The following is a 23,161-nucleotide window of genomic DNA, read 5'->3' on the forward strand; positions in this document are numbered from 1 at the left end:
GACCCGTCCAGCCTACGACCCCGCGGCCACGCAATCAGCGACGACTACGACGCTCGATAGCGACTGACCAGTCGGCGTCCACCCCTGCCCGCCATTAAGGTTGGCCGCATGAGTGAAATCTCCTCCGTTGCCGACCGACTCGCGATCATCGACGTCGTCACCAGGATGTTCGTCTACACCGATCAGAAGCGCTGGGATGACCTGCTCGCGGAGGTGTTTACGCCGAAGGTCGACTTCGATGGTGGCTTCGGTGGCGAGGTGGCGGTGCGACCCGCGGCCGACATCGTCGGCGATTGGCGCACGGGCCTGGCCGACCTCGACGGTCTTCATCACCAGGCGGGCAACTACCTGGTCGACCTGCAGGGCGACCACGCTGAAGTCCACGCCGACGCCATCGCGGTGCACGTGAAAAATGATGCGTCCCAAGGCAAGACGCGTACCTTCGTCGGCAGCTACAGCATCGGCGCCGACCGCACCGCCGCGGGCTGGCGGGTCGACAAATTCCACTACCACCTGAAGGTGATCGACGGAAACGCCGACCTGACCTGAGCGCAGAGTAGATGACCGTCGACGAGCGGCGCGAAGCGGCGGGCTAGCATCTGGGTTGCTCGGCGGGCGATGAGGAAACCGGTGGAACTCCGGTGCGGTCGCGCCACTGTCGAAAGCCAGACCCTCTCCGGCGAGCACTGTAACCGATGGGCGCGTCACCCGAGGAAGGCTGCCACCTGTGATTTTGCTGCTGTCGACGTCCGATACCGATCTATTGAGCGCGCGTGCGAGCGGTGCGGAATATCGGTGGGGGAATCCGGCTCGGCTGTTGGTCGAGGACCTGCCCGCGCTGCTCGACGGCGTCGATCTGGTGATCGTGCGGATCCTCGGCGGCAAGCGCGCCTGGGAAGATGGACTCGCCGCCGTGCGCGCCAGCGGGGTGCCGATGGTGGCGCTCGGCGGTGAGATCGCACCCGACGCCGAGCTGATGGAATGCTCGACGGTGCCCGGCGGTGTGGCCGCCGACGCCCACAACTACCTCGCTGCCGGTGGTGCGGAAAATCTACGTCAGCTGCACAACTTCCTTTCGGATACGGTGTTGCTCACCGGCCACGGCTTCGAACCGCCGGTGCAACTGCCGAGTTGGGGCGAGTTACAGCGCACGCCGAGCGCAACGGCCGAACATCCCCCGACTGTGGCCGTAATCTATTACCGCGCACAGCATCTCGCGGGAAACACCGCCTACATCGATGCGCTCTGCACGGCAATCGAAAACGCGGGCGCGAAAGCTTTGCCGCTGTACTGCGCATCTCTGCGCACCGCCGAACCGGAACTCCTGGACACCTTGCGCACCGCAGACGCACTGGTGGTGACCGTGCTCGCGGCAGGCGGCACCAAGCCCGCCAACGCATCGGCCGGTGGCGACGACGAGGCCTGGGATGTCGCGGCCCTCGCCGAACTGGATGTGCCGATCCTGCAGGGCCTGTGCCTCACCAGCGGCCGCGCCCAATGGGAGGCCAATGACGATGGACTCTCCCCGCTGGACGTTGCCACCCAGGTGGCCGTCCCGGAATTCGACGGCCGCATCATCACGGTTCCGTTCTCGTTCAAGGAGTTCGACGCCGACGGACTGTCCACCTACATGCCCGATCCCGAGCGCGCGGCCCGGGTCGCCGGTATCGCGGTCCGGCACGCGCGGCTACGCCACATCCCGGCCGAACGGCGCCGCATCGCCATCATGATGTCGGCCTACCCGACCAAGCATGCGCGCATCGGCAACGCCGTCGGACTGGACACTCCCGCCAGCGCGATCCGGCTCCTCACCGAGATGCGCGCGGCCGGTTACGACCTCGGCGACGAGAGCGAGGTCCCGGGCCTCGCGGAGCGCGACGGAGACGCGCTGATCCACGCGCTGATCGCCGCGGGCGGTCAGGATCCGGATTGGCTCACCGCCGAACAGCTCGAAGGCAACCCGATCCGCATCAGCGCCGACCAGTACAGCAGCTGGTTCGACACCCTCCCCGAGGATCTACGCGAAGCGGTCATCGAGGCGTGGGGACCGCCTCCCGGCGAACTCTACGTGGACCGCTCCGCCGATCCTAAGGGCGAAATCGTCATCGCCGCATTGCGTTTCGGCAATATCGTGCTGATGGTGCAGCCACCGCGCGGCTTCGGCGAGAACCCGGTCGCCATTTACCACGACCCGGATCTGCCGCCAAGTCACCACTACCTCGCCGCCTACCGATGGATCGCCGCGCCCGAGGGATTCGCCGCCGACGCCATGGTGCACCTCGGCAAGCACGGCAACCTGGAATGGCTGCCCGGCAAAACCCTCGGCATGTCCGCCTCCTGCGGCACCGACGCTGCCCTCGGTGAGCTGCCACTGATCTACCCGTTCCTGGTCAACGATCCGGGCGAGGGCACCCAGGCCAAGCGCCGCGCGCATGCCACCCTGGTCGACCATCTCATCCCGCCCATGGCCCGTGCCGAAAGCTACGGCGATATCTCGCGTTTGGAGCAGCTGCTCGACGAACACGCCAACATCTCCACCCTGGACCCGGCCAAACTCCCCGCCATCCGCCAGCAGATCTGGACGCTCATGCGTGCGGCGAAGATGGACCACGACCTGGGCCTGGCCGAACGCCCGGACGAGGATGTCTTCGACGATATGCTGCTGCACGTCGACGGCTGGCTGTGCGAGATCAAGGATGTGCAGATCCGCGACGGTCTGCACATCCTCGGGCAGGCGCCGGCGGGGGAGACCGAACTCGACCTGGTCCTTGCCATGCTGCGCGCGCGTCAGCTGTGGGGTGGCGAGCGGAATGTGCCGGGTCTGCGGGAAGCCTTGGGGCTGAACGAATCCGGCACCGAGGTGCGCGAGCGGGTCGATGCGGTGGAGACCCAAGCGCGTGAGCTGCTCTCCGCACTGCAAGCTGCCGACTGGTCCGTAGACGCCGTCGACGGAATTGTCGACTCATCGACCGCGCCCGCGACCGACCCGACGTTCGCCGCGGTGCGCGCCGTGCTGCGCTTCGCCGCGACCGAAGTCGTGCCCCGCCTGCGTCAGACCGGTATCGAGATCGACCGAATCCTGCACGCGCTCAATGGCGGCTTCATTCCCGCCGGGCCGAGCGGATCACCATTGCGTGGCCTGATCAATGTGCTGCCGACCGGTCGGAATTTCTACTCGGTCGATCCGAAGGCCGTCCCATCACGACTGGCCTGGGAGACCGGGTCGGCCATGGCGGATTCCCTGCTCGATCGGTACAAGGCCGATCACGGAGAATATCCGCGCTCGGTCGGGCTGTCGGTGTGGGGCACCTCCGCTATGCGCACCTCCGGCGACGACATCGCGGAAGTCCTTGCGCTGCTGGGTGTCCGCCCAGTCTGGGATGAGGCGAGCCGCCGCGTCACCACCCTCGAGGTGATATCGCTGGCGGAACTGGGCCGTCCGCGCGTCGACGTCACGGTCCGCATCAGCGGCTTCTTCCGCGATGCGTTCCCACATGTGCTCGCACTGCTCGACGACGCGGTCCGACTGGTCGCCGACCTCGACGAGCCCGCCGAGTCGAATTATGTTCGCGCCCACGCCCAGAACGATCTCGCCCAACACGGCGACAAGCGCCGCGCCACCACCCGCATCTTCGGCTCCAAACCCGGCACCTACGGCGCGGGCCTGCTGCAACTGATCGACTCCAAGAGCTGGCGCACCGACGACGACCTCGCACAGGTCTACACCGCGTGGGGCGGGTTCGCCTACGGCCGCGACCTCGACGGCGCACCCGCCGCCGACGATATGCGCACCGCATACCGACGGATCACGGTGGCCGCCAAGAACACCGACACCCGCGAACACGATATCGCCGACTCCGACGACTACTTCCAGTATCACGGCGGCATGGTCGCCACCGTGCGCGCGCTGACCGGTAAGAATCCGCAGGCCTACATCGGCGACAGCACCCGCCCCGATGCCGTGCGCACCCGCACGCTCTCGGAGGAGACCTCGCGCGTCTTCCGTGCCCGAGTGGTGAATCCGCGCTGGCTCGAGGCGATGCGCCGCCACGGCTATAAGGGCGCCTTCGAAATGGCGGCCACCGTCGACTATCTGTTCGGCTACGACGCCACCACCAATGTGGTGGCCGACTGGATGTACGAAAAGCTCGCGGAGAGTTACGTTTTCGATGACGAGAACCGCAAGTTCATGGAGCAGTCCAACCCATGGGCGCTGCACGGCATTGCCGAGCGTCTGCTGGAGGCGGCGCAACGGGAGTTGTGGGAGCATCCGGAGCAGGCAACACTGGACCGATTGCGGCAGATCTACCTGGAGACCGAGGGTGAACTTGAATAGCCGGTAATGCAATACCCCAGTTCCTCGGGTATTCCAATTTTTTGATCTTGCAACGTATTTCGATTTCATGATTCCCGCGACGCCGAGTGTGCCGAGGGCGCATGATGATTGATGTCCGATGTCCGTTTCTCGGAAACATCGATCGAATCGGCTGGATGATTGGAAATCAAAATGAAGATCAAAAAGTTGGTGGCGACAACGGTTTTGACCGTTGCCGCGACAGGCATCACCGCGGCCACCGCCTACGGCTCGCCTGAAGTATCGTCGGAAACTGTGCTCAGCGGCGTGGATCACGGCGTCCAATACACCGCGGCGGTCGCGACCGACCGCTCCGACGCGACCATCACACTGGCCTCGGGTAAGTTCGTCCTGACGCCCGATGCCGGCATCACGGTGCTCGCACCGGACGGGGTCATGGTCGCCAGCGTGCCGACCACACTGCAGACGGCGGCGGGCCAGCAGGTGCATGTCACGCCCGAAGTCGATGCCGCGGCAACGACATTGACGCTGACACCGGTCAACGCTCCGGCACCGCAATCGGCCCCGCTGCAGTTCATCGGTGATGCGGGCACCACGGTCGCGGGTGTGTTGATCGGATGCGCTGTCGGCGCACTGATAGGACTGCTGTTCTTTATCGTCGGATTTCTGCCCGGATGTGTCATCGGCGGAATCATCGGCGGCATCGCCGGCGCCAATCAGTAATGAGGTAAATCGAGCTGTTTGATTAAGCCTCGAGCGGGTACTCCCGGCCGGGCATTCCGGAGAATTCGTCCGACCGGGGTTGCCGCTCACCGAAATTCAGGACGCATCGCATTTCAATTTCCACCCGCAGCTTTGCGAAACCGCTCGGCCGTTGAGCGCAGGTGCGAGGCGAGTTCGGGTGCGTCCAGGACTTCGAAGTCGACATCGAGTAGTCCGAGATACAACGTCAACGTATGTGGCGTATCCGAACCGACCTGGATCACACAGTGATTCGGGCCATCGGGTTCGACTGTCACGGCTGCCGGTAGCCGCGTACGCACAGTGGTAGCCGGGGCCGCCACCCGCACCTTGGCGCGGTAGCGCCACGTCGCCGCGCCGACACCGCGCTGTATCCGTTCGGCCACTTCGGTTTCGGGAACGCTGCGCGGGGTGAATCGTGCACCGTTCGGTGTCCGCGGCGTTATTCGGTCGACTCGGAAGGTGCGCCAGTCGGCGCGACCGACATCCCACGCCACCAGATACCAGCGGCCGTTCCAATGCGCGAGCCGATGCGGCTCCACCTCACGCCGCGATGGCGGTCGTTGTTCAACTGTGTCCGAATGGGTTTCGTAATCGAACCGCAGCCGCTCGCTGGCCCGGATCGCCGCGGCGACAGTGGTGAGCACGCCCGCGTCCACATTCGACTGACCCGGATGCGGCACATGCACGGTCGCGGCGGTCAGCGCCCGAACCCGATGCCGCAGCCGCGACGGCAGCACCTGCTCCAGCTTCGCCAACGCCCGCACCGAAGTCTCCTCGATCCCGGTCACCGCCCCATTCGCCGCCGTCGCCAACCCGACCGCCACTGCTACGGCCTCCTCGTCGTCCAAAAGCAATGGCGGCAGCGAAGACCCGGCCCCCAACCGATACCCGCCCGCAACCCCCGGCGTCGCATCCACCGGATACCCGAGCCGCCGCAGCCGCTCGACATCCGTACGAATAGTCCGCGTCGAAACCCCGAGCCGCTCAGCCAACGCAGGCCCAGTCCAATCCCGATGCATCTGTAGCAACGACAACAACCGCAACAACCGCGCCGAGGTCTCCAACATTGCTCGATCATCGCAGCAATCGCGGAAGGAATTCTTCCGCAGGGACGTGGCGGAGTTACTGTCCTACGAGCAGACGCTCTCGGCGGGATGTTCTACCTGTTCCGCCGATCGCGATCACCCCGTCGAGGGCGAGCCACAGCGATCACGGACACCGTCCCAGCCGGTGAAGTTGCCAGCCAGTTCGTCGAAGAACGAGACGAGATCGCTGTCGCCCATGACTGCCAGCGTCACCTGGTGCACGGTGGCGAGCAGCCCGGGAGCGCCGATCTGGGCGCAGACCTGGATCGAGCCATCGCCGCAAGGATCGGCCCGGTTCCACAGCCGAGCCCATGTCCCGTTACCCGGAGCACCCAGGCATACTGCCATGCCGGGAGCGCAACCGAGTTGCAGTCGCACTCCATCACCGCATGCTATCGCTATCCACCCTGCTCGGCGGAGCCCTGATGACCTCTCGCATTACATTTCCGCGCCCCTAGGAAATGCGGAGCAAAATCTTCTGCAATGGCATCGAGAGTGATCCTCGTGACGAGAACAGAGCAAAAATGCGGCGAATATCAGCGCCAGCCGGTAGCGGTCTGAAGTGCCAGGCTGGTCACGGCCAGGATGAGGGCGATTGCTCCGCCGAAAAGGAGCGGGCGCGGTCCGGCGATGCGGACATGTTGCCAGGTAAGGGCAGTCCCGATGGCGGCGAGTACGGCGGCGATGAGCCACGCGCTGAGGTGTCCGAGCGGGGCCGACCAGGATGCGGGCACCGCACCGAGCCCGGCGATCAGCGATGCGATCAGGAAGAGGACGACGAACAGTGGGAAGGTCCGCCACAGTGGGGTTTTCGTAGTTTCACCTGCTTTTCGGCGAGCCAGCTGTAGGCCGAGACACATCGGAACGATCATCAGGCTGCGGACGAGTTTGACGATCACCGCGAAATGCGCTGCCGCAGGGCCGAATATCACGCCCGCCGCGAGCACCGAGGAGGTGTCGTTGATGGCGGTACCGGCCCAGAGTCCGAATGCCTCCTGGGATAGACCGAGCACGTGCCCCAGTGGTGGATACAGCAGTACGGCAACGATATTGAACACGAAGATCGTGCCGAGGGCGTAGGCGACCCGGTCCTTATCCGGCTTGATAACCGCAGTGGCGGCGGCGATGGCGGAGGCACCACAGATCATCGTCCCGACCGCGACCAGGATCGCCGATTCCTGTTCCAGCGCAAGCATTCTGCCGATGATGACCGCGGCCACCGCGCCGACGACGATGGTTCCGATCAGCACCACCGCTGTCTGCCGTCCAACTGTCAGTACCGAGCCGAAGGGCAGCCCGAGGCCGAGCAACACGATTGCGGCGCCGAGCAGGCGTTTGCGGGTGAGTGCCAGGCCGGGCGCGAATATCCCTGCTTCCTCGACCGATCGGCGCGCCAGCACGCCGATCGCCGCGCCAGCGAGTAGCGCGACGACAGGTGCGCCCACCATCGGCAGTGCGTTGCCGAGGATGGTCGCCGCAGTGGCGACAACGGCCGCGAGCAGGATCCCGGGAAGATTTCGGCGTAGCGACGTCACGCCTTCACGATCGTGAGCGGGCTGCTTCGCCGGTAGCCGTCGGGGCGGGTGGAGCTCATCAGCAGCGCTGATGGGCGGCCGGATGCGCTGGCGGCTGCGAATCGCTCCGGGTGCCGCATGCGGCGCGCCCACCCATAATCGGACCTCATGACCCTGCCGCCCGGAACGCCCGATCTGGACGTACTCGATTTGCTGGTTTCCGTCGCGGAGCTCGGCAGCCTCGGCGCGGCCGCACGTCGGCACGGCATTACCCAACCCGCCGCGAGTATGCGGATCAGTGCGCTCGAGCGCAGGCTGCGATTGTGTCTGCTGGAGCGCGGGCCGACCGGCTCGGAACTGACCGACGCGGGGCGGGTCGTGGTCGGCCACGCGCTGCCGGTGCTCGAGGCCGCACGTTCATTCGTGGATGGTGTGACCGCATTACATGCCGCTGACGTGTCCCGGCTGCGAGTCGCCGCCTCGAAAACCATCGCCGACCATCGGATGCCGCAGTGGCTCGACGCCTTACGAGCTATCTGCCCGGATGTGGCCGTTTCCCTTGCGGTGGACAACACCCGGCAGGTGGAGGCTATGGTCCGTAGCGCCGAGGCCGATCTGGGGTTCGTCGAGGGTCCGCATCAACCGCGTGACCTCGGCAGCCGGGTGCTCGGCGCGGATGAATTGGTGGTGGTCGTCGGGCCGACGCATGCGTGGGCGACCCGTCGCAAACCGGTCGCCCTACGGGAGCTTGCGACAACTGCCCTGCTGTGGCGTGAATCGGGATCGGGCACCAGGGAAGCCGTCTGGGAAATCCTGAGCGCCGAATGCCAGCCGGCGCTGCCCGCCGCCGAACTCGGTTCCGCGGTGGCGATCATCTCGGCCGCATGCAGCGGTGTGGCGCCCGCGGTGGTGAGCAAGCTGATCGCCGCATCGGCCCTGGCGGCGGGCGCCCTCATCGAGGTGCGCTTGTCGACCCCGGTGGCCTTGACCAGAAAGTTTCGGGCCATCTGGCGGCATCAACTGCCACCGTCGGGCCCCGCCGAGATTTTGGTGAAATATGCGGCGGAGCTGGAAGCCCATCGCGCATCCAACTGGTGATACTCCGGCCGTCGCAGGAATTTGCCCAGGTAGCGGCCCTGCGCCGGTGCCGATAACTGGCGTAACCATTCGGTAATTGCGGGAAACGTCGCACGTAACGAACGGTTCGCAGCATTTGCCGCATGACAGGCAGAACGCATTCGGGAAATCCGGCAAGGGCGGGCGCCCCGGATCCGAGCACCGGTAGGCGCTCGGCGCCGGCTCGCCGGATCCGGGACATCCTGCGGGCACGTATCCGCAGTGGTATCTACGGCAATCGGCCACTGCCGTCGGAGGCGCAATTGGCCGCCGACTTCGATACCAGCCGCAATATTGTGCGTGATGCGCTGGCATTGCTGCGCGATGAGGGTCTGGTCGACCGGGTTCCCGGGGCGGGCACCTTCGTCGTATCCGATAAGGCGGTGCAGGGGCTGGACCGGCTGCGTGGTCTTGCCGAGACCTTCGAGACCGGCACGGATCGGGTCGTCAACCGGGTGCTGCTGGCGGAGGTCGTCCCTGCGACACCCATCGTGGCCGAGCGGCTCGAGCTCGAACCGGCGACACCGGTGGTCGCGCTGGAGCGGATCCGCTACCTCGACGGCACACCGCTGTCGTTGGACGCCAGCTACCTCACCGCCGATATCGGCGCGCCGCTGCTGACGATGGATCTGACCGGCTCCGATGTATTCGGTCTGGTGGAGGCCGAACTCGGCCTACCGCTGGGTTCGGCGGCGGTTTCGATCGAGGCGGTAGCCGCGGATCCGACGGTCGCCGGTCTCCTGGAGGTCCGCGCGGGTTCGCCGCTGCTGTTCCTGGAACGGCTCACCTACACCGACTCCGGTCGGCCCATCGATCTGGAGTACGTCCGCTATCGCGGGGACCGGTTCTCGCTGTCGGGCCGACTGCATCGCATTCCGGTCACACCGAATCGCGGTGTGGCCGAACCGAACGAAAGGGGCTGATCTCCGATGCCAATGGATATCCCACCGGTTGCGCAGCGCAGGGAGCTGAGCTGCGATGTACTCGTCGTCGGCGGCGGCACCGCGGGAACGATGGCCGCACTCACCGCGGCCGAGCACGGCGCGAATGTCCTGTTGCTGGAGAAAGCGCATGTGCGGCATTCCGGTGCGCTCGCCATGGGAATGGACGGGGTGAACAACGCCGTCGTTCCCGGCAAGGCGAGCCCCGAGGATTACGTCGCCGATATCACGGTGGCCAATGACGGAATTGTCAACCAGCGCACCGTCTATCAGACCGCGACGCGCGGCTTCGACATGGTGCGGCGGCTGGAGAGCTACGGGGTCAAGTTCGAGAAGGATGAGCACGGCGAATACGCGGTGCGCAAGGTGCACCGGTCCGGCAGTTATGTGCTGCCGATGCCGGAGGGGCGCGATGTGAAGAAGGTGCTCTATCGCACACTGCGCGCCCGCGATGTCCGAGCGAAAGTGACGATCAACAACCGGGTCATGCCGGTGCGGGTGTTGACCGTCGGTGGACGGGCGGTCGGCGCGGTCGGATTCGATACGCGCACCGGTGAATTCGTCACGATCTCGGCCGGCGCGGTCATCCTGGCCACCGGGGCGTGCGGCCGGCTCGGTCTGCCCGCCAGCGGTTATCTGTACGGTACCTACGAGAATCCCACGAACGCCGGTGACGGCTATGCGATGGCCTACCACGCGGGCGCGGAACTGTCGGGTATCGAATGTTTCCAGATCAACCCGCTGATCAAGGATTACAACGGTCCGGCCTGCGCCTATGTCGCCAATCCGTTCGGCGGCTACCAGGTCAACGCCGATGGCAACCGGTTCGTCGACTGCGACTACTGGTCCGGGCAGATGATGGCGGAGGTCAAGCGCGAACTCGACAGCGCTCGAGGGCCGATCTATTTGAAACTCAGCCATCTGCCGGATGCGACGATCGAGCAGATCGAGGGGATCCTGCACACCACCGAGCGGCCGACCCGCGGCACCTTCCACACCGGACGCGGAACCGACTATCGGACGCGGGATATCGAAATGCACATCTCCGAAATCGGCTTGTGCAGTGGGCATTCCGCATCCGGGGTCTGGGTCGACGAATATGCCGCGACCACCGTGCCCGGACTGTACGCGGCAGGCGATATGGCGCTGGTCCCGCACAACTACATGATCGGCGCGTTCGTCTACGGCGATATCGCCGGTGGCAGTGCGAGTGACTATGCCAGCGGCGCGGCACATCCCGAACTGCCCGAGGACCAGATCTCTGCCGCGCACGCATTGATCTATCGGCCGCTGACCAACCCGGACGGTCCGCCGCAGCAGCAGGTGGAATACAAACTGCGCCGCTTCGTGAACGACTATCTGCAGCCACCGAAAACGCAGCGCTATCTGACGCTCGGGCTGGAGGCATTCGAGCGGATGCACACCGATATCGAGCGGATGGGCGCGCACACCCCGCATGAGCTGATGCGTTGTGCGGAGGTGACATTCATCCGGGATTGCGCCGAGATGGCCGCGCGTGCGTCACTGCGGCGTACCGAGAGCCGCTGGGGGCTCTACCATCAGCGCTCCGATCGGCCGGAGCGCGACGATGCCGAATGGTTCTGTCACCTCAACCTGTTCCGCGGTGAATCAGGGGCGATGGAGTTCACCACGCGGCCGGTCGCCCCCTACATCGTGCCGGTGCCCGGATTCGTCCGGCCCGACGGCGTGCCCGATGCGGCGGCACCGGAGTTGGTCGGCGCATGGGGTGCCCGATGAGTGCCCGCTTGCTCCAGTTGATGGATCTGGCCGATGCGTGTCCCGAGCTTACCCAACTTCGACCATTTCTGGTCGACCCGGATCCAGAGGTCCGCCGCACGGCACTGTCGGTGCTCAGCGAGACCACCGAGGAGTGGGCGGCGGCCACGCCGATGATCGCGGGGGGTCTGGCCGATGTCGATGTCACCGTGCGCCACGCCGCCATCGGTCTGCTCACCGAACTGCTCGAGGTGCTGGTTCCCGGCGTGGAATTCGATGCGACACTGCGAAGCTGCGTATCGGCGGCCGAACCCGCCGTACGCTCCGCGGCGATCGGCGCACTGTGGCGACACCGTCGGGTCGACGCCGCCGAACTGTTCGGCTTGCTCGCCGACCCGAATGCCGAGGTGCGCCGTACGGTGGTCAGCGGGCTCACCTCGGTGGATGCACTGGCCGAACTCGACGCAGCGGCCGCCGACCCCGATCCGCTCGTGCGCATCGCGGTCGCCAAAGGCGTTGCCGCGGTGGGCGATCCACGAGGATCGGCGACGCTCGTCGGACTGGCTACTGACGACGATGCGCTCGTGCGGGCCGCCGCGCTGTCCGGGCTGGCCGAAACCGGATGCAGTGCGGAGGCGGCAGCGGTCGCCGCGACCGCGATCACCGATCCGGCCTGGCAGGTCCGCCAGGGCGCGGCGAACGCACTGGCGGTTGTCGACGCCGATTACGCCGCACCTCACCTGATTTCGGCGGTCGCCGACGACAACCTCGATGTCCGCAAAGCGGCTGTGCGTGCACTCGCCGAACGGATCGCCGAACGTCCCGAGGTCACCGCCGCCCTGCAATCCGCACTGGAGGACCCGGACGCCGATGTCCGCGCCTTCGCTCGCATCGGCATCGCCAACTCTCGGAAGGAAATCTGATGGCTCTGGTCAACTCCCGAATCGACGTTCCGGTCACCGTCGATGAACAGAAATGCATCGACGGCTGCACCCTGTGCGTCGATATGTGCCCACTGGATTCGCTCGCGATCCACCCGGATTCCGGCAAGGCGTATATGCACGTCGACGAGTGCTGGTACTGCGGCCCGTGCGCGGCCCGCTGTCCGGTCGGCGCCGTGACCGTCAACATCCCCTACTTGCTGCGCTGATCGCGGGCGAAGGAACACCACGATGAGGACACCACGCACGACCTTTCGAGGCCGGCTCGCGCTGTTGCTCGGCGCCGCGACCGCGACAACCGTCGTCGCCGGCTGCGGCTCCGGCAGCGACGGCAAAACGATCACTGTCGATATCGGCTATCAATCCAAGACCATCAATACCGTCACCGCGGGCACGCTGTTGCGTGATCGCGGCACGTTCGAGGCCAAGCTGGCCGAACTCGGCAAGTCGAAAGGTGTGACGTACAAGGTCGAATGGAAGGACTTCGCCGCCGGGCCCCCGCTGACCGCGCAGATGCTGGCGGGCCAGGTCGATATCGGGTCGATGGGCGATGCTCCGATCCTGGTCAACGGGTCGAAGACGCGCGATCACGCCGACGTGAAGTCCGAATTGATCGCGGTCACCGGCTACAACCTGCGCGGATCACTGAATCAGGTAGTGGTTCCGTTGGAATCACCTGCGGCGACCCTGGCGGATCTACGCGGCAAGGTCGTTTCGACCAGCGTCGGCTCCGCCGCACACGGCATGCTCGCCACCGGCCTGTCCGGGATCGGGCTCACCCTGGACGATGTGAAACTGCTCGGCCAGGACCCGGCCGTCGGGGCGTCGGCACTGCAGGGCGATCAGGTGTCGGCGCTGGCGCAGTTCGTGCCGTGGCCGCAGAAGCTCGTCTTCGACGGTAAGGCCAGATTGCTCTATGACGGTGGTAGCGCCAACATTCCGACCTTCCATGCGGTTGTGGCGAATAAGCGATTCGACGAGGCGAACCCGGATATCGTCGCGGCATTCCTCGCCGCGCAACGCGAGACCACCGATTATCTGAACCAGAATCCGCTGGCCGCCGCGAAGCGGGTCGCCGAGATCACCGGAATACCGGCAGAAGTCGTGTACTTGTACAACGGCCCCAATGGCCTGGTGAGTTTCGATCCGACCATCAAGCCCCAGCAGGTCGATGCGCTCGGCAAATTGCTGCCCTTCTTGAAGGGGCTCGGTGCGCTGGCTGATCTGGATCTCGGCGAGTTCGTCAACGACAAATACGTTCGGGCGCTGTATGGATCCGACTACGAGACCCAGCGCGCCTCGACCAGCGCCCCGAGCAGATTGACCGGTATCGACTCGGTCTGTGGGGGCGCCGTCGACAATACGGCGACCGCTTCCGAGGTGTGGTTCGAAGGTGCCGACACCACCTCGGTGGCCAAGACCCCGACCTGCTTGCTTCGCCTGATCGCCCAGCACGGCGGCTCGGCCCGGGTCGGCTATGTCCCGGATACCGCGTCCGGAATGCGGATCTTCGCGGCCACCGCCACCTGGGTGAGTGATCCCGCGGCCGCACCCGACGAGCGGCTGAAACCGTTCGCGGTCAAGGCCGACGCCCAGGCCTATGCGGGCGGCCATCCGGGCGCAGCCGTAATCGACTACGCCGCAGCACTGCTGGCCCGCTAGACATCCGACACGAGATCAGGAGGTTCGATATGACGGTATCCGCCGAACCGGTTGCCGCAATCCCGGCAACGTCTGCCGAAACGGAGGCGACCACCCACCGATCGACCGGACGGCCCGTCCGGGTAGTGCTGCCTGGCCGACTGCGCACGGCACTGCTCACTGCGGTACCGCTGGGCGCGCTGGTTTTGCTGTGGTATCTGCTCACGGCGAACCAGGTGGTGTTCTGGCTGCGCTTCGACAAGATCCCCACGCCCGCGGAGGTCCTGGACTCGTTCCGAACTCAGCTGGGCACCCATTCCTACTACAGCAATATCGTCTCCAGCATCCGCCGAATTCTGATCGGCTTCGGGCTGGCGACGGTGGGCGGTGTGCTCGTCGGTATGGCGATCGGTCGCTCATACATGGTCAGCGCGCTGGTGCGACCGATACTGGAGGTATTCCGGCCGATACCGGCAATCGCGTTGGTGCCCTTGGCTATTCTGCTGTTCCCGACGGGGGAGCAGGGCATCGTCTTCATCACCTTCTTCGCGGCATTCTTCCCGGTAGCGGTCAGCACCATCCATGCCATGCACGCCCTGCCGAAGGTGTGGGAAGAAGCCGCTCGCACGCTCGGCGCGCGACGTTGGGAGATCCTGTTCCAGATCGCCTTGCCCGGTGCGCTACCCGGCATCTTCTCGGGGCTTTCGGTGGCGATGGGCGTCGCGTGGATCTGCGTGATCAGTGCCGAAATGATCTCCGGACAGTTCGGTATCGGTTATTTCACCTGGCAGTCCTACGGCCTGCTCGACTATCCGGGGGTCGTGGTCGGAATGCTGTCGATCGGAGTGCTGGGCTGGGCCACGGCCTGGCTCGTCGAAGTGGTCGGTCGGCGGGTCAACCGTTGGTTGCCGAGGGCAGTGCGATGAGTGCGGGAGCGGCCGTCCGGATGCGCCAGCTGCGCATAGCATACGGCGAAAGCCTCGCTGCCGAAGTGGATCTCGATGTCGACCCAGGCGAGATCGTGGTACTGCTCGGTCCGTCGGGATGCGGTAAATCAACCATCCTGCGTGCCATGGCCGGATTGCTGACACCGATCGGTGGCACCGCCGAAGTGGATGGCGGTGCAGTGGGTACCGGCGCACAATGCGCGATGGTCTTTCAGGAAGACGCGCTGTTGCCATGGCGCACCGCTCGTAAGAATGTCGAATTCGCGTTGCGGCTGCGTGGGGTGCCGCGCGGTCGGCGTCGACCGGAGGCATTGGAATTGTTGAATCAGGTGGGGCTCAACGACTTCGGTGACCACCTGCCCGGCGCCCTGTCCGGTGGTATGCGCCAGCGCGTGCAGCTGGCCCGCACCCTGGCCGCACAACCGCGCGTACTGCTCATGGACGAACCGTTCGGTGCGTTGGATGCGCAGACCCGCGCCGATATGCAGCGGTTGCTGATCTCGGTGTGGCAGCGTCACAAGACGACTGTCCTGTTCGTCACCCACGACGTCGACGAGGCTTTGCTGCTCGCGGATCGGATCGTCCTGCTGACCACTCGTCCCGCCCGGATCCAGCGCATTATCCCGATCGACAATCCCCGCGCGCCGGGCGCTCGATTCGAACCCGAATTCGCGCGGCGCCGCTACGAAATCCTGGCCGCACTCGGTGAAGACACCGAGCTCGCGGCCGCATCGGCTGAGGAGGCGTCATGACCTTCGTAATCGGCGCCGCCTGCGTGGACGTCATGGATCGGGCCTGTGTGGAGGAGTGCCCGGTCGACTGCATCTACACCGGTGGTCGGATGGCCTATATCCATCCGACCGAATGTGTGGATTGCGGTGCCTGCGAACCGGTATGCCCGGTCGAGGCCATCTACCTCGATGACGATATCCCTGCCGGGCAACAGCAGTTCGTGGCCGAGAACGAGCGATTTTTCACCGAACCGCTGCCGGGGCGCGATATCGCGCTCGGATCGCCGGGCAGTGCGGCGAAATTGGGTGCGGTCGGGGCGGATACGGCATTCGTGGAGGCGTATCAGCCATGAGTGTGCCGAAATACCCACTGCGCGTGGCGATCGTGGGCGCGGGCCCGGCCGGTATCTACGCCGCCGACGCGTTGATGAAGTCCGATGCCGAGGTGAGCATCGACCTGTACGAGCGCATGCCCGCGCCGTTCGGGTTGATCCGCTATGGCGTCGCGCCGGACCATCCGCGTATCAAAGGCATCATCACCGCCCTGCACAAGGTGCTGGACAAGCCGCAGGTGCGCCTGCTCGGCAATATCGACTACGGCACCGACATCACCCTCGATGATCTGCGCACGTTCTATGACGCGGTGATCTTCTCCACCGGCGCCAACGCCGACCGGGCGTTGCCGATCCAGGGCATCGACCTGGAGGGCAGCTACGGCGCGGCGGACTTCGTGTCCTGGTACGACGGGCATCCGGATGTGCCGCGCACCTGGCCGCTGGAGGCCGAGAAGGTCGCGGTCCTGGGTGTCGGCAATGTCGCCCTCGATGTGGCGCGGGTGCTGGCCAAGACCGGTGATGAGCTGCTGCCGACCGAGATTCCGCCGAACGTCTACAACGGCCTGAAGGCCAATAAGGCCATCGAGGTGCACGTCTTCGGTCGCCGCGGCCCCGCGCAGGCCAAGTTCACCCCGCTCGAGCTGCGCGAACTCGACCATTCCCCGACCATCGAGGTCATCGTCGATCCCGAGGACATCGACTACGACGAGGGTTCCGAGGCCGCGCGTCGGCACTCCAAGCAGGTCGACATGATCGCCAACACCCTGGAGCAGTGGGCCATCCGCGATGTCGGCAACCGCCCGCACAAGCTGTTCCTGCACTTCTTCGAATCGCCCGCCGAGATCCTCGGCGAGGACGGCAAGGTCGTCGGCCTGCGCACCGAGCGCACCCAGCTCGACGGCACCGGCAATGTCAAGGGCACCGGCGTGTTCAAGGACTGGGACATCCAAGCGGTCTACCGCGCCGTCGGCTATCTGTCGCAGAGCATCGCGAAGCTGCCGTTCGATGATCACGCGGGTGTGGTCCCGAACGAGGCGGGCCGGGTGCTGGTCGACGAAGGCGCAGACGGCGCCGCGCGTTTCATGCCTGGTGTTTACGTCACCGGCTGGATCAAGCGCGGTCCGCTCGGATTGATCGGCCATACCAAGGGCGATGCCAACGAGACCGTGGCCTGCCTGCTCGATGACCGCGAGAGGCTCTCGGGCGCAAAGGATCCCGCACCGGAGGCGGTCATCGATTTCTTGACGGGCAAGGGCATCCCCTTCACCACCTGGCAGGGCTGGTATCGCCTCGACGCCCATGAGCGCGCCCTCGGCGAGCCGGAGGGCCGCGAGCGCGTCAAGGTCGTCGAACGCGCGGACATGCTGCGCGCCAGCTTCGCCTGATCTAACCTTCTCGAGAAAGCCGGGTCATCCATGTCGATCACTGCCACGCAACCTTTGACGGAAGAGGGGATTCGGCAGGCGTTGAGCCTCGTCGAGGATCCGGAAATACACCGCCCGATCACCGAACTGGATATGGTCGCATCGATCGCTATCGACGCCGCGAATCACGTCAGTGTTGGAATTCTGCTCACCGTGGCGGCCTGTCCGCTGCGCGAGCGTATGGTCCGAGATATCCGGGAGGCGGTGCTAAAGATTCCTGGAACCAGTTCCGTAACAGTCGAATTCGGCGTCATGACCGACGAACAGCGCACCGCGCTGCGCCGGCGGATTCGCGGTGATGACGAGCCGGTGATCCCCTTTGCGCAGCCCGGTTCACTCACGCGTGTCTACTGCGTCGTATCGGGTAAAGGCGGTGTCGGAAAGTCCAGTGTCACTGTGAATCTCGCCGCTGCCATGGCGGCAGATGGGTTACGCGTCGGCATTCTCGACGCCGATATCCACGGCCATTCGATTCCCGCCATGATGGGTGTCGATGCGCGCCCCACGGCGGTGGACCGAATATTGATGCCACCCGCCGCGCACGGCATCAAGGTCATTTCGATCGGCATGTTCGTCGAGGGCAACGAGCCGGTTGTCTGGCGCGGCCCGATGCTGCACCGCGCGTTGCGGCAGTTCCTCGTCGATGTCTATTGGGGTGATCTCGACGTCCTGCTGGTCGACCTGCCGCCTGGCACCGGCGATATCGCGATCTCGCTGGCCCAGATGCTGCCGACGGCAGAGTTGCTCGTCGTCACGACACCCCAGCAGACAGCGGCCCGAATCGCGGAACGGGCTGGTGCCGTCGCGGCCCAAACGAAACAGCGGGTGGCCGGGGTGGTCGAGAACATGTCCTGGTTCGATGGGCCCGACGGTTCTCGGCAGGCGCTCTTCGGCTCCGGTGGCGGCGCGCTGGTCGGCGAGCGGCTCACCGCGATCCTCGGTGTGAATTGTCCGCTACTCGGCCAGATCCCGTTCGATCCCGACGTATGCGCCACGGGAGATCAGGGCATACCGATGGTGATCACCGATCCGGAATCGACCACTTCGGCAACGTTCCGCGCTATCGCGACCACATTGACCGACAGGCCTCGCGGCATCGCACGGATGAGCCTGGCGGTGCATCCGACCGGCTGATTTCGCTATCGCGGAATGGACGCGATCACACCTTGTGCGGTTGTATGACAGCCGTGATCCGGTTTCGATCCGGTCTGGTGCCACTCGACGAGGTCACCTCATGGGTCGAGCTTCGAGCCCCTGCCGACCACCCGTAGCACGCGGTAGCCGTGTTCCCGAAGACGCGGTCGTATGATCGAGTTCGTAACCAGCTCTGCCCATCGACAGCAGCATATTTGCCACGCCGAACAAGAGGGCTCCGCTTCCTCGCTCGAGCGTTATCCCGGATTCCGACTTGTCAGCCATGGCAATCAGGACACTTCGAGGGGACAGCATTATGCGTACCGAAGGCGATACCTGGGACATTGTGAGCAGCGTCGGCATGACAGCACTCGGTGTCGCGGCCGCACGCGCTATCGAGACGAAACGGCCCGATGCCCTCGTCCATGACGAGTACGCCGCCCAGTTCGTGGTGGCATCCGGCGATTCGGACATGAACCGACTGATCAACGATCCGACGCTGTGGGCGCAGATCCCGTTCACCTCTGGATTCATCGGATATCGAAGCAGGTTCTTCGACGAATTCTTCCTGTCCCCGGCGGCGGACGCGGTGACCCAGGCGGTGATTCTGGCTGCCGGGCTGGATGCCAGGGCCTACCGGCTGGATTGGCCGCCGGGCGCGGTTGTATTCGAGATCGACCAGCCCAAAGTGCTGGAGTTCAAACGTCAGGTGCTCACCGAATCCGGCGCCGTGCCGCGATCGGATCGGCGTGAGGTGGCCGTCGATCTGCGAGGCGACTGGCCTGCGGCGCTCGTCGAGGCGGGCTTCGATCCGACCTCGCCCACCGCATGGTCGGCGGAGGGGCTGCTGCCATACCTGCCAGGCGTCGCACAGGATGCCTTGTTCGCACGGATCGGTCAGCTTTCGGTGCCCGGTAGCAAGGTGGCGGTGGAGACTGTCGGCAAGGGAGTCGATATCGCCCGTATCGCCGAGCAGGAGTCGGAACACTTGAAAGACACTCCGTTCGGCAAGGTCGACCTCGCGTCACTGTTCTACACCGACGAACGCACCGATCCGGCTGAATTGCTCGCCGCCCGCGGGTGGACCACCTCATCCCTGCGCCTGCGGGAACTGGCCGAACGCTACAACCGTCCCGTGGCACCGGTCGCGGAGCCGCTGGCGCAAATGTTCGACAGCACGCGATATCTGACGGCTGTCAAGCCGTTCTGATTCGGCGGCGACACCGTCTCCGGCCGCGTCCACATCTGCGAATTCGACCGGTTGCGAAGCGGCAGTTCACATTTGAACGATGCGATCTACCACGATCGCTACCGGCGAACGGCCTACGGCTGGAGATTCACCGAGCAACTCGCCGCTGGTGGGATCACCGCCGGGACAGAACTGACCGGGCGTGGACGTATCCGTTGCCGAGCTGCACCGGTGATCATGCGGCGCCCACGGGGGCGTCGCACCTACAGGCAACCCTATGGGCAGCATCGCGTTATGTATGGCCTCGTCGAGATCGACGACATCCACCTCGCGAGCGGTCGACCTGAACGCCGCATGCGGCAGTAGAGATGATTGCCCCAGATTCGCTTCTTGCCGAACGAATGCCAGTTGATCGCCGGTGGCGCGTGCGCGCAGCGATACCAGCGGCCCGGTGTCGGCGCGTATGCGGACCCATGCCCCTGGGAGGTGGAGCCCGCTCGGCTTGGGCCCGTACATCGAACGGCATCGCATTGTGCTGGGGCCGCGTCCGTCGAACCTGGTTCGGCGAGCCATGAGCGGGCAGTGTCCGAGATCCACGCGTTCTCGCCCCGAAGTGTCATTTTCGGCGTATTCGACTCTTTCCTCGAGTGTGTCGCTGTAGATTTGCCGGCGATGGGATTTGGATTCAGCCTTGCTTGGCACTAATGCCGCGACAATCCGTGGAGGTCAAGGTCGTGACTCGTCCGTTTCATCTTCGAATCCCCCGCAGCCGGTGCGGCGGTTTGGCCGCTGCCCTCGGTGCATTGGGTGTTGCACTCGCGCTGATGCTGGCGACGACGGCAACCGCAGAACCGCTGTATCCGGTGCCCGATCCCGACCCGTTCTACGCCGCGCCGGCGGATCTGGGCGCGCACCAACCCGGCGACGTCCTCGACGTGCGGGCAATGCCGCCGGTGCCCCTCTTCCCTGGCGCCACCGCCACAATGGTCAAATTCCGGTCGACCGACTCGCACGGCGGGCCGATCGCGGCGACTACCACGATTCTTACCCCCTTCGGCCACCATCCCGACGGGCCGTTGCTGTCATATCAGCATTTCATCAATTCGCTGGGCACCGGCTGCGCGGTATCGCACACGCTGTACAACGGCGATGTGAATCTGGCGGCGACGGCCTCGATGTTGAACGTCATGCTGCAGCAGGGGTGGAGTATCGCGATGCCGGACCATCTCGGACCGCAGTTCGCTCTCGGAGCGGGGCATTTGGGTGGCCACATCGTGTTGGACGGTATCCGGGCGGCGAAACATCTGCCCGAACTCGCGGTGCAGCGCAGTCCTGTCGCGATGGCGGGCTACTCCGGCGGCGGCCTGGCCACTGCATGGGCGGCAGTGCTGCAGCCCTCGTATGCGGCTGAGTTGCGGATCACGGGCGCGGCCATCGGCGGTGTCCCGGTGAATTTGGTGACGATGGCGCAGGCGTTGGGCCTCGAGTCGCACCCGGCCTTCGGCCTGGCCATGGCGACGGCAATCGGTCTGGAGCGGGAATATCCGAACGAAATGCCGACCAGCTTGTATCTGAACCCGCGTGGCATCGCGCTGCGTGACGCCATGGCCAATCGCTGCACCAATGAGATCCTCGCCATCGGAGCCAACGGCAGCGCGCGTGAGTTCGTCACCAGCACTTCGGTCTTCGACAGGCCCGAAGCCCGGACGGTGGCGGAGGACAACAGTCTGGAGCTCTACCCTGCGGTGCCGGAAATTCCCATGTTCGAATGGCATTCGCCGAGCGACCCGCTGATTACGGTCGATGCCATCAACATAACCAACCGCCGCTGGTGCAATGCCGGCGTGCAACTGCAGACCGAGGTGGTGTCGGTGCCCGAGCATTTGTCCGCGGCGGCAGCGGGCGCCCCTGAGGTACTGCGGTGGCTCAACGGCCGGGTTCACGGAGAGCCCGCGCCTGTCGCCTGCTGATATCCCTATCAGATCCTGACGGGGTCGATATCGAGGTGTTCATCCCGCTCTTCGTGTGAGCCGCCCCCTCACCCACGAACTGGCTGAGAAGGGAAGCTCAACGAATTCGGACCCCATTGCGGAAGCAGGTCTTCCGCAATGGGGTCCAGAGTGGTCCTCATGACGAAAACAGCGACTATTCGCCCCTTCCGGATCGACATTCCGCAAGCCGAGCTCGACGAGCTGCGTGCGCGGCTCGCGAGCGCGCGTTTGCCGCATGCGGTGCCCGGTACCGAATCCGATTGGGGGCGTGGGATTGCGCCGGATTACCTGCGGGAGCTGGCCGAGTATTGGCGCAACGGGTTCGACTGGCGGGCGCAGGAGGCGAAGCTCAATGCGTATGACCAGTTCACGACCGAGATCAATGGGCAGATCATCCATTTCTTCCATGTCCGGTCGCCCGAGCCGGATGCGGTGCCGCTGCTGATTACGCATGGGTATCCGAGTTCGGTAGTCGAGTTCCTCGAGCTGATCGGGCCGTTGACCGATCCGCGTGCGCACGGTGGGGATTCGGCGGATGCGTTTCATGTCGTGATTCCGTCGTTGCCGGGTTTCGGTTTCTCCACACCGCTCGCCTCGGCCGGATGGGAGTTGGCGCGCACCACCGAGGCTTTCGCCGAGCTCATGGCTCGGCTCGGCTACGAGAAGTTCGTCGCCCAGGGCGGTGATATCGGTGCGGGCGTGACCGGGCGTCTGGCCGCCACGCATCCGGAGCGGGTCATTGCGACGCATGTGAACAGTGACCGGGGCTCGCTCGGTCTGGTGGGGGAGCAGCTGCCGATGCCCGAGGGTTTGACCGAGGACGAACTCGCCGCCATCGAGGCCGCGCGGGCCCGGTGGAATCAACAGAAGGGTTACCTGGTCCTGCAGACCACCCAGCCCAATGCCATTGCCGCCGCGCTGACCGATTCTCCGATTGCGCAACTGGCGTGGATCGCGGAGAAATTCCAGGTCTGGACCGATCCGGCCCGCGCAACCGGCGAGGCGGTCGACCGTGACCTGCTGCTGACCAATATCAGCGTCTACTGGTTCACCCGCAGTGGCGCTTCGGCCGCTCAATTCCTTTGGGAGACAGCACATTCCGATTTGGATTGGGTGGCATCGTCGGGCGTGCCGCAGGGGTGGGCGGTATTCAATACCGATCCATTGATGCGTCGGGTGATGAACACGGAAGGGTATATAGAGCACTTCAGCGAATACGTGGAGGGCGGTCATTTCGCGGCGCTGGAACAGCCGCAACTCCTCGTGGGCGATATCCGAACGTTCTTCTGGGCCTATCGCGGCTGAGCAGGTGTAATGGGCGGGCGCCGGCTCGCCCCATTACGTCGTCAGGCGTAGGGGCGAGTCTGTCCGTATAC

Annotated in this window: 18 protein-coding genes and 1 pseudogene; 16 read left to right on the top strand and 3 right to left on the bottom strand. The window is 65.2% G+C overall.

What is annotated here, in order from left to right:
- Positions 1-108: 108 nt before the first annotated feature.
- From ACIBI6_RS07145 to ACIBI6_RS07155, 3 genes are all read left to right on the top strand, one after another.
- Positions 109-549 (top strand): nuclear transport factor 2 family protein, encoded by a 441-nt coding sequence (locus tag ACIBI6_RS07145; protein WP_364347415.1) that lies wholly within the window; start codon positions 109-111, stop codon positions 547-549.
- A gap of 178 nt (positions 550-727) precedes the next feature.
- A complete protein-coding gene (gene cobN / locus ACIBI6_RS07150) occupies positions 728-4,336 on the top strand; it encodes a cobaltochelatase subunit CobN (protein WP_364347412.1) in 3,609 nt (1,202 codons plus the stop codon).
- Positions 4,337-4,507: 171 nt separating this feature from the next.
- Positions 4,508-5,038, top strand: a complete 531-nt coding sequence (locus ACIBI6_RS07155; RefSeq protein WP_364347409.1) for a hypothetical protein — start codon at positions 4,508-4,510, stop codon at positions 5,036-5,038.
- 113 nt (positions 5,039-5,151) lie between these two features.
- Here the strand turns inward: ACIBI6_RS07155 and ACIBI6_RS07160 are convergent, their stop codons facing one another.
- The 3 genes from ACIBI6_RS07160 to ACIBI6_RS07170 form a co-directional block, all read right to left on the bottom strand.
- On the bottom strand, positions 5,152-6,126 hold the full coding sequence (locus tag ACIBI6_RS07160) for a YafY family protein (RefSeq protein ID WP_364347406.1): 975 nt from the start codon (positions 6,124-6,126) through the stop codon (positions 5,152-5,154).
- A gap of 114 nt (positions 6,127-6,240) precedes the next feature.
- Complete coding sequence (locus ACIBI6_RS07165; RefSeq protein ID WP_364347403.1) at positions 6,241-6,492, bottom strand: DUF6228 family protein; 252 nt, start codon at positions 6,490-6,492, stop codon at positions 6,241-6,243.
- Between the two features lie 188 nt (positions 6,493-6,680).
- The gene (locus ACIBI6_RS07170) at positions 6,681-7,679 is read right to left on the bottom strand and encodes a putative sulfate exporter family transporter (RefSeq protein WP_364347400.1); all 999 of its coding nucleotides are present in this window, start codon (positions 7,677-7,679) and stop codon (positions 6,681-6,683) included.
- A 147-nt stretch (positions 7,680-7,826) separates the two neighbouring features.
- On the opposite strand from ACIBI6_RS07170, the gene ACIBI6_RS07175 reads away from it, so the two are divergent.
- The 13 genes and pseudogenes from ACIBI6_RS07175 (at position 7,827) to ACIBI6_RS07235 (ending at position 23,090) form a co-directional block, all read left to right on the top strand.
- On the top strand, positions 7,827-8,756 hold the full coding sequence (locus ACIBI6_RS07175; RefSeq protein WP_364347397.1) for a LysR substrate-binding domain-containing protein: 930 nt from the start codon (positions 7,827-7,829) through the stop codon (positions 8,754-8,756).
- Positions 8,757-8,878: 122 nt separating this feature from the next.
- On the top strand, positions 8,879-9,697 hold the full coding sequence (locus tag ACIBI6_RS07180) for a GntR family transcriptional regulator (RefSeq protein WP_364347394.1): 819 nt from the start codon (positions 8,879-8,881) through the stop codon (positions 9,695-9,697).
- Between the two features lie 12 nt (positions 9,698-9,709).
- Positions 9,710-12,375 (top strand): annotated as a pseudogene (locus tag ACIBI6_RS07185) (fumarate reductase/succinate dehydrogenase flavoprotein subunit).
- A complete protein-coding gene (locus ACIBI6_RS07190; RefSeq protein ID WP_327098653.1) occupies positions 12,375-12,602 on the top strand; it encodes a ferredoxin family protein in 228 nt (75 codons plus the stop codon). Before ACIBI6_RS07185 ends, ACIBI6_RS07190 begins: the two are co-directional and overlap by 1 nt.
- Before the next feature lie 22 nt (positions 12,603-12,624).
- A complete protein-coding gene (locus ACIBI6_RS07195; RefSeq protein WP_364347390.1) occupies positions 12,625-14,055 on the top strand; it encodes an ABC transporter substrate-binding protein in 1,431 nt (476 codons plus the stop codon).
- A gap of 29 nt (positions 14,056-14,084) precedes the next feature.
- Positions 14,085-14,960, top strand: coding sequence for an ABC transporter permease (locus ACIBI6_RS07200; protein ID WP_364347387.1), 876 nt, complete (start codon positions 14,085-14,087; stop codon positions 14,958-14,960).
- Complete coding sequence (locus tag ACIBI6_RS07205) at positions 14,957-15,733, top strand: ABC transporter ATP-binding protein (RefSeq protein ID WP_364347384.1); 777 nt, start codon at positions 14,957-14,959, stop codon at positions 15,731-15,733. The genes ACIBI6_RS07200 and ACIBI6_RS07205 overlap by 4 nt, the downstream gene beginning before the upstream one ends.
- The gene (fdxA, locus tag ACIBI6_RS07210; RefSeq protein WP_357477765.1) at positions 15,730-16,065 is read left to right on the top strand and encodes a ferredoxin; all 336 of its coding nucleotides are present in this window, start codon (positions 15,730-15,732) and stop codon (positions 16,063-16,065) included. The genes ACIBI6_RS07205 and fdxA overlap by 4 nt, the downstream gene beginning before the upstream one ends.
- On the top strand, positions 16,062-17,432 hold the full coding sequence (locus ACIBI6_RS07215; RefSeq protein ID WP_396955551.1) for an FAD-dependent oxidoreductase: 1,371 nt from the start codon (positions 16,062-16,064) through the stop codon (positions 17,430-17,432). The genes fdxA and ACIBI6_RS07215 overlap by 4 nt, the downstream gene beginning before the upstream one ends.
- A gap of 30 nt (positions 17,433-17,462) precedes the next feature.
- On the top strand, positions 17,463-18,605 hold the full coding sequence (locus ACIBI6_RS07220; protein WP_364347927.1) for an Mrp/NBP35 family ATP-binding protein: 1,143 nt from the start codon (positions 17,463-17,465) through the stop codon (positions 18,603-18,605).
- Positions 18,606-18,921: 316 nt separating this feature from the next.
- On the top strand, positions 18,922-19,815 hold the full coding sequence (locus ACIBI6_RS07225; protein WP_364347930.1) for a class I SAM-dependent methyltransferase: 894 nt from the start codon (positions 18,922-18,924) through the stop codon (positions 19,813-19,815).
- A 782-nt stretch (positions 19,816-20,597) separates the two neighbouring features.
- Complete coding sequence (locus ACIBI6_RS07230; protein ID WP_364347933.1) at positions 20,598-21,764, top strand: lipase family protein; 1,167 nt, start codon at positions 20,598-20,600, stop codon at positions 21,762-21,764.
- Between the two features lie 159 nt (positions 21,765-21,923).
- Positions 21,924-23,090 (top strand): epoxide hydrolase family protein, encoded by a 1,167-nt coding sequence (locus ACIBI6_RS07235; protein WP_364347936.1) that lies wholly within the window; start codon positions 21,924-21,926, stop codon positions 23,088-23,090.
- The last annotated feature ends 71 nt before the right edge of the window (positions 23,091-23,161 follow it).

This window comes from Nocardia sp. NPDC050412, from assembly GCF_044458825.1.
In the GTDB taxonomy this organism is placed as follows: domain Bacteria; phylum Actinomycetota; class Actinomycetes; order Mycobacteriales; family Mycobacteriaceae; genus Nocardia.

Bases quoted from the DNA above. Each gene is read 5' to 3' on its own strand.
- ACIBI6_RS07160 (WP_364347406.1), bottom strand. From the start codon at position 6,126: ATGTTGGAGACCTCGGCGCGGTTGTTGCGGTTGTTGTCGTTGCTACAG.
- ACIBI6_RS07165 (WP_364347403.1), bottom strand. From the start codon at position 6,492: ATGGCAGTATGCCTGGGTGCTCCGGGTAACGGGACATGGGCTCGGCTG.
- ACIBI6_RS07155 (WP_364347409.1), top strand. From the start codon at position 4,508: ATGAAGATCAAAAAGTTGGTGGCGACAACGGTTTTGACCGTTGCCGCG.
- ACIBI6_RS07175 (WP_364347397.1), top strand. From the start codon at position 7,827: ATGACCCTGCCGCCCGGAACGCCCGATCTGGACGTACTCGATTTGCTG.
- ACIBI6_RS07190 (WP_327098653.1), top strand. From the start codon at position 12,375: ATGGCTCTGGTCAACTCCCGAATCGACGTTCCGGTCACCGTCGATGAA.
- ACIBI6_RS07225 (WP_364347930.1), top strand. From the start codon at position 18,922: ATGCGTACCGAAGGCGATACCTGGGACATTGTGAGCAGCGTCGGCATG.
- ACIBI6_RS07200 (WP_364347387.1), top strand. From the start codon at position 14,085: ATGACGGTATCCGCCGAACCGGTTGCCGCAATCCCGGCAACGTCTGCC.
- ACIBI6_RS07180 (WP_364347394.1), top strand. From the start codon at position 8,879: ATGACAGGCAGAACGCATTCGGGAAATCCGGCAAGGGCGGGCGCCCCG.
- ACIBI6_RS07205 (WP_364347384.1), top strand. From the start codon at position 14,957: ATGAGTGCGGGAGCGGCCGTCCGGATGCGCCAGCTGCGCATAGCATAC.
- ACIBI6_RS07220 (WP_364347927.1), top strand. From the start codon at position 17,463: ATGTCGATCACTGCCACGCAACCTTTGACGGAAGAGGGGATTCGGCAG.
- ACIBI6_RS07215 (WP_396955551.1), top strand. From the start codon at position 16,062: ATGAGTGTGCCGAAATACCCACTGCGCGTGGCGATCGTGGGCGCGGGC.
- ACIBI6_RS07195 (WP_364347390.1), top strand. From the start codon at position 12,625: ATGAGGACACCACGCACGACCTTTCGAGGCCGGCTCGCGCTGTTGCTC.
- ACIBI6_RS07235 (WP_364347936.1), top strand. From the start codon at position 21,924: ATGACGAAAACAGCGACTATTCGCCCCTTCCGGATCGACATTCCGCAA.
- fdxA (WP_357477765.1), top strand. From the start codon at position 15,730: ATGACCTTCGTAATCGGCGCCGCCTGCGTGGACGTCATGGATCGGGCC.
- ACIBI6_RS07145 (WP_364347415.1), top strand. From the start codon at position 109: ATGAGTGAAATCTCCTCCGTTGCCGACCGACTCGCGATCATCGACGTC.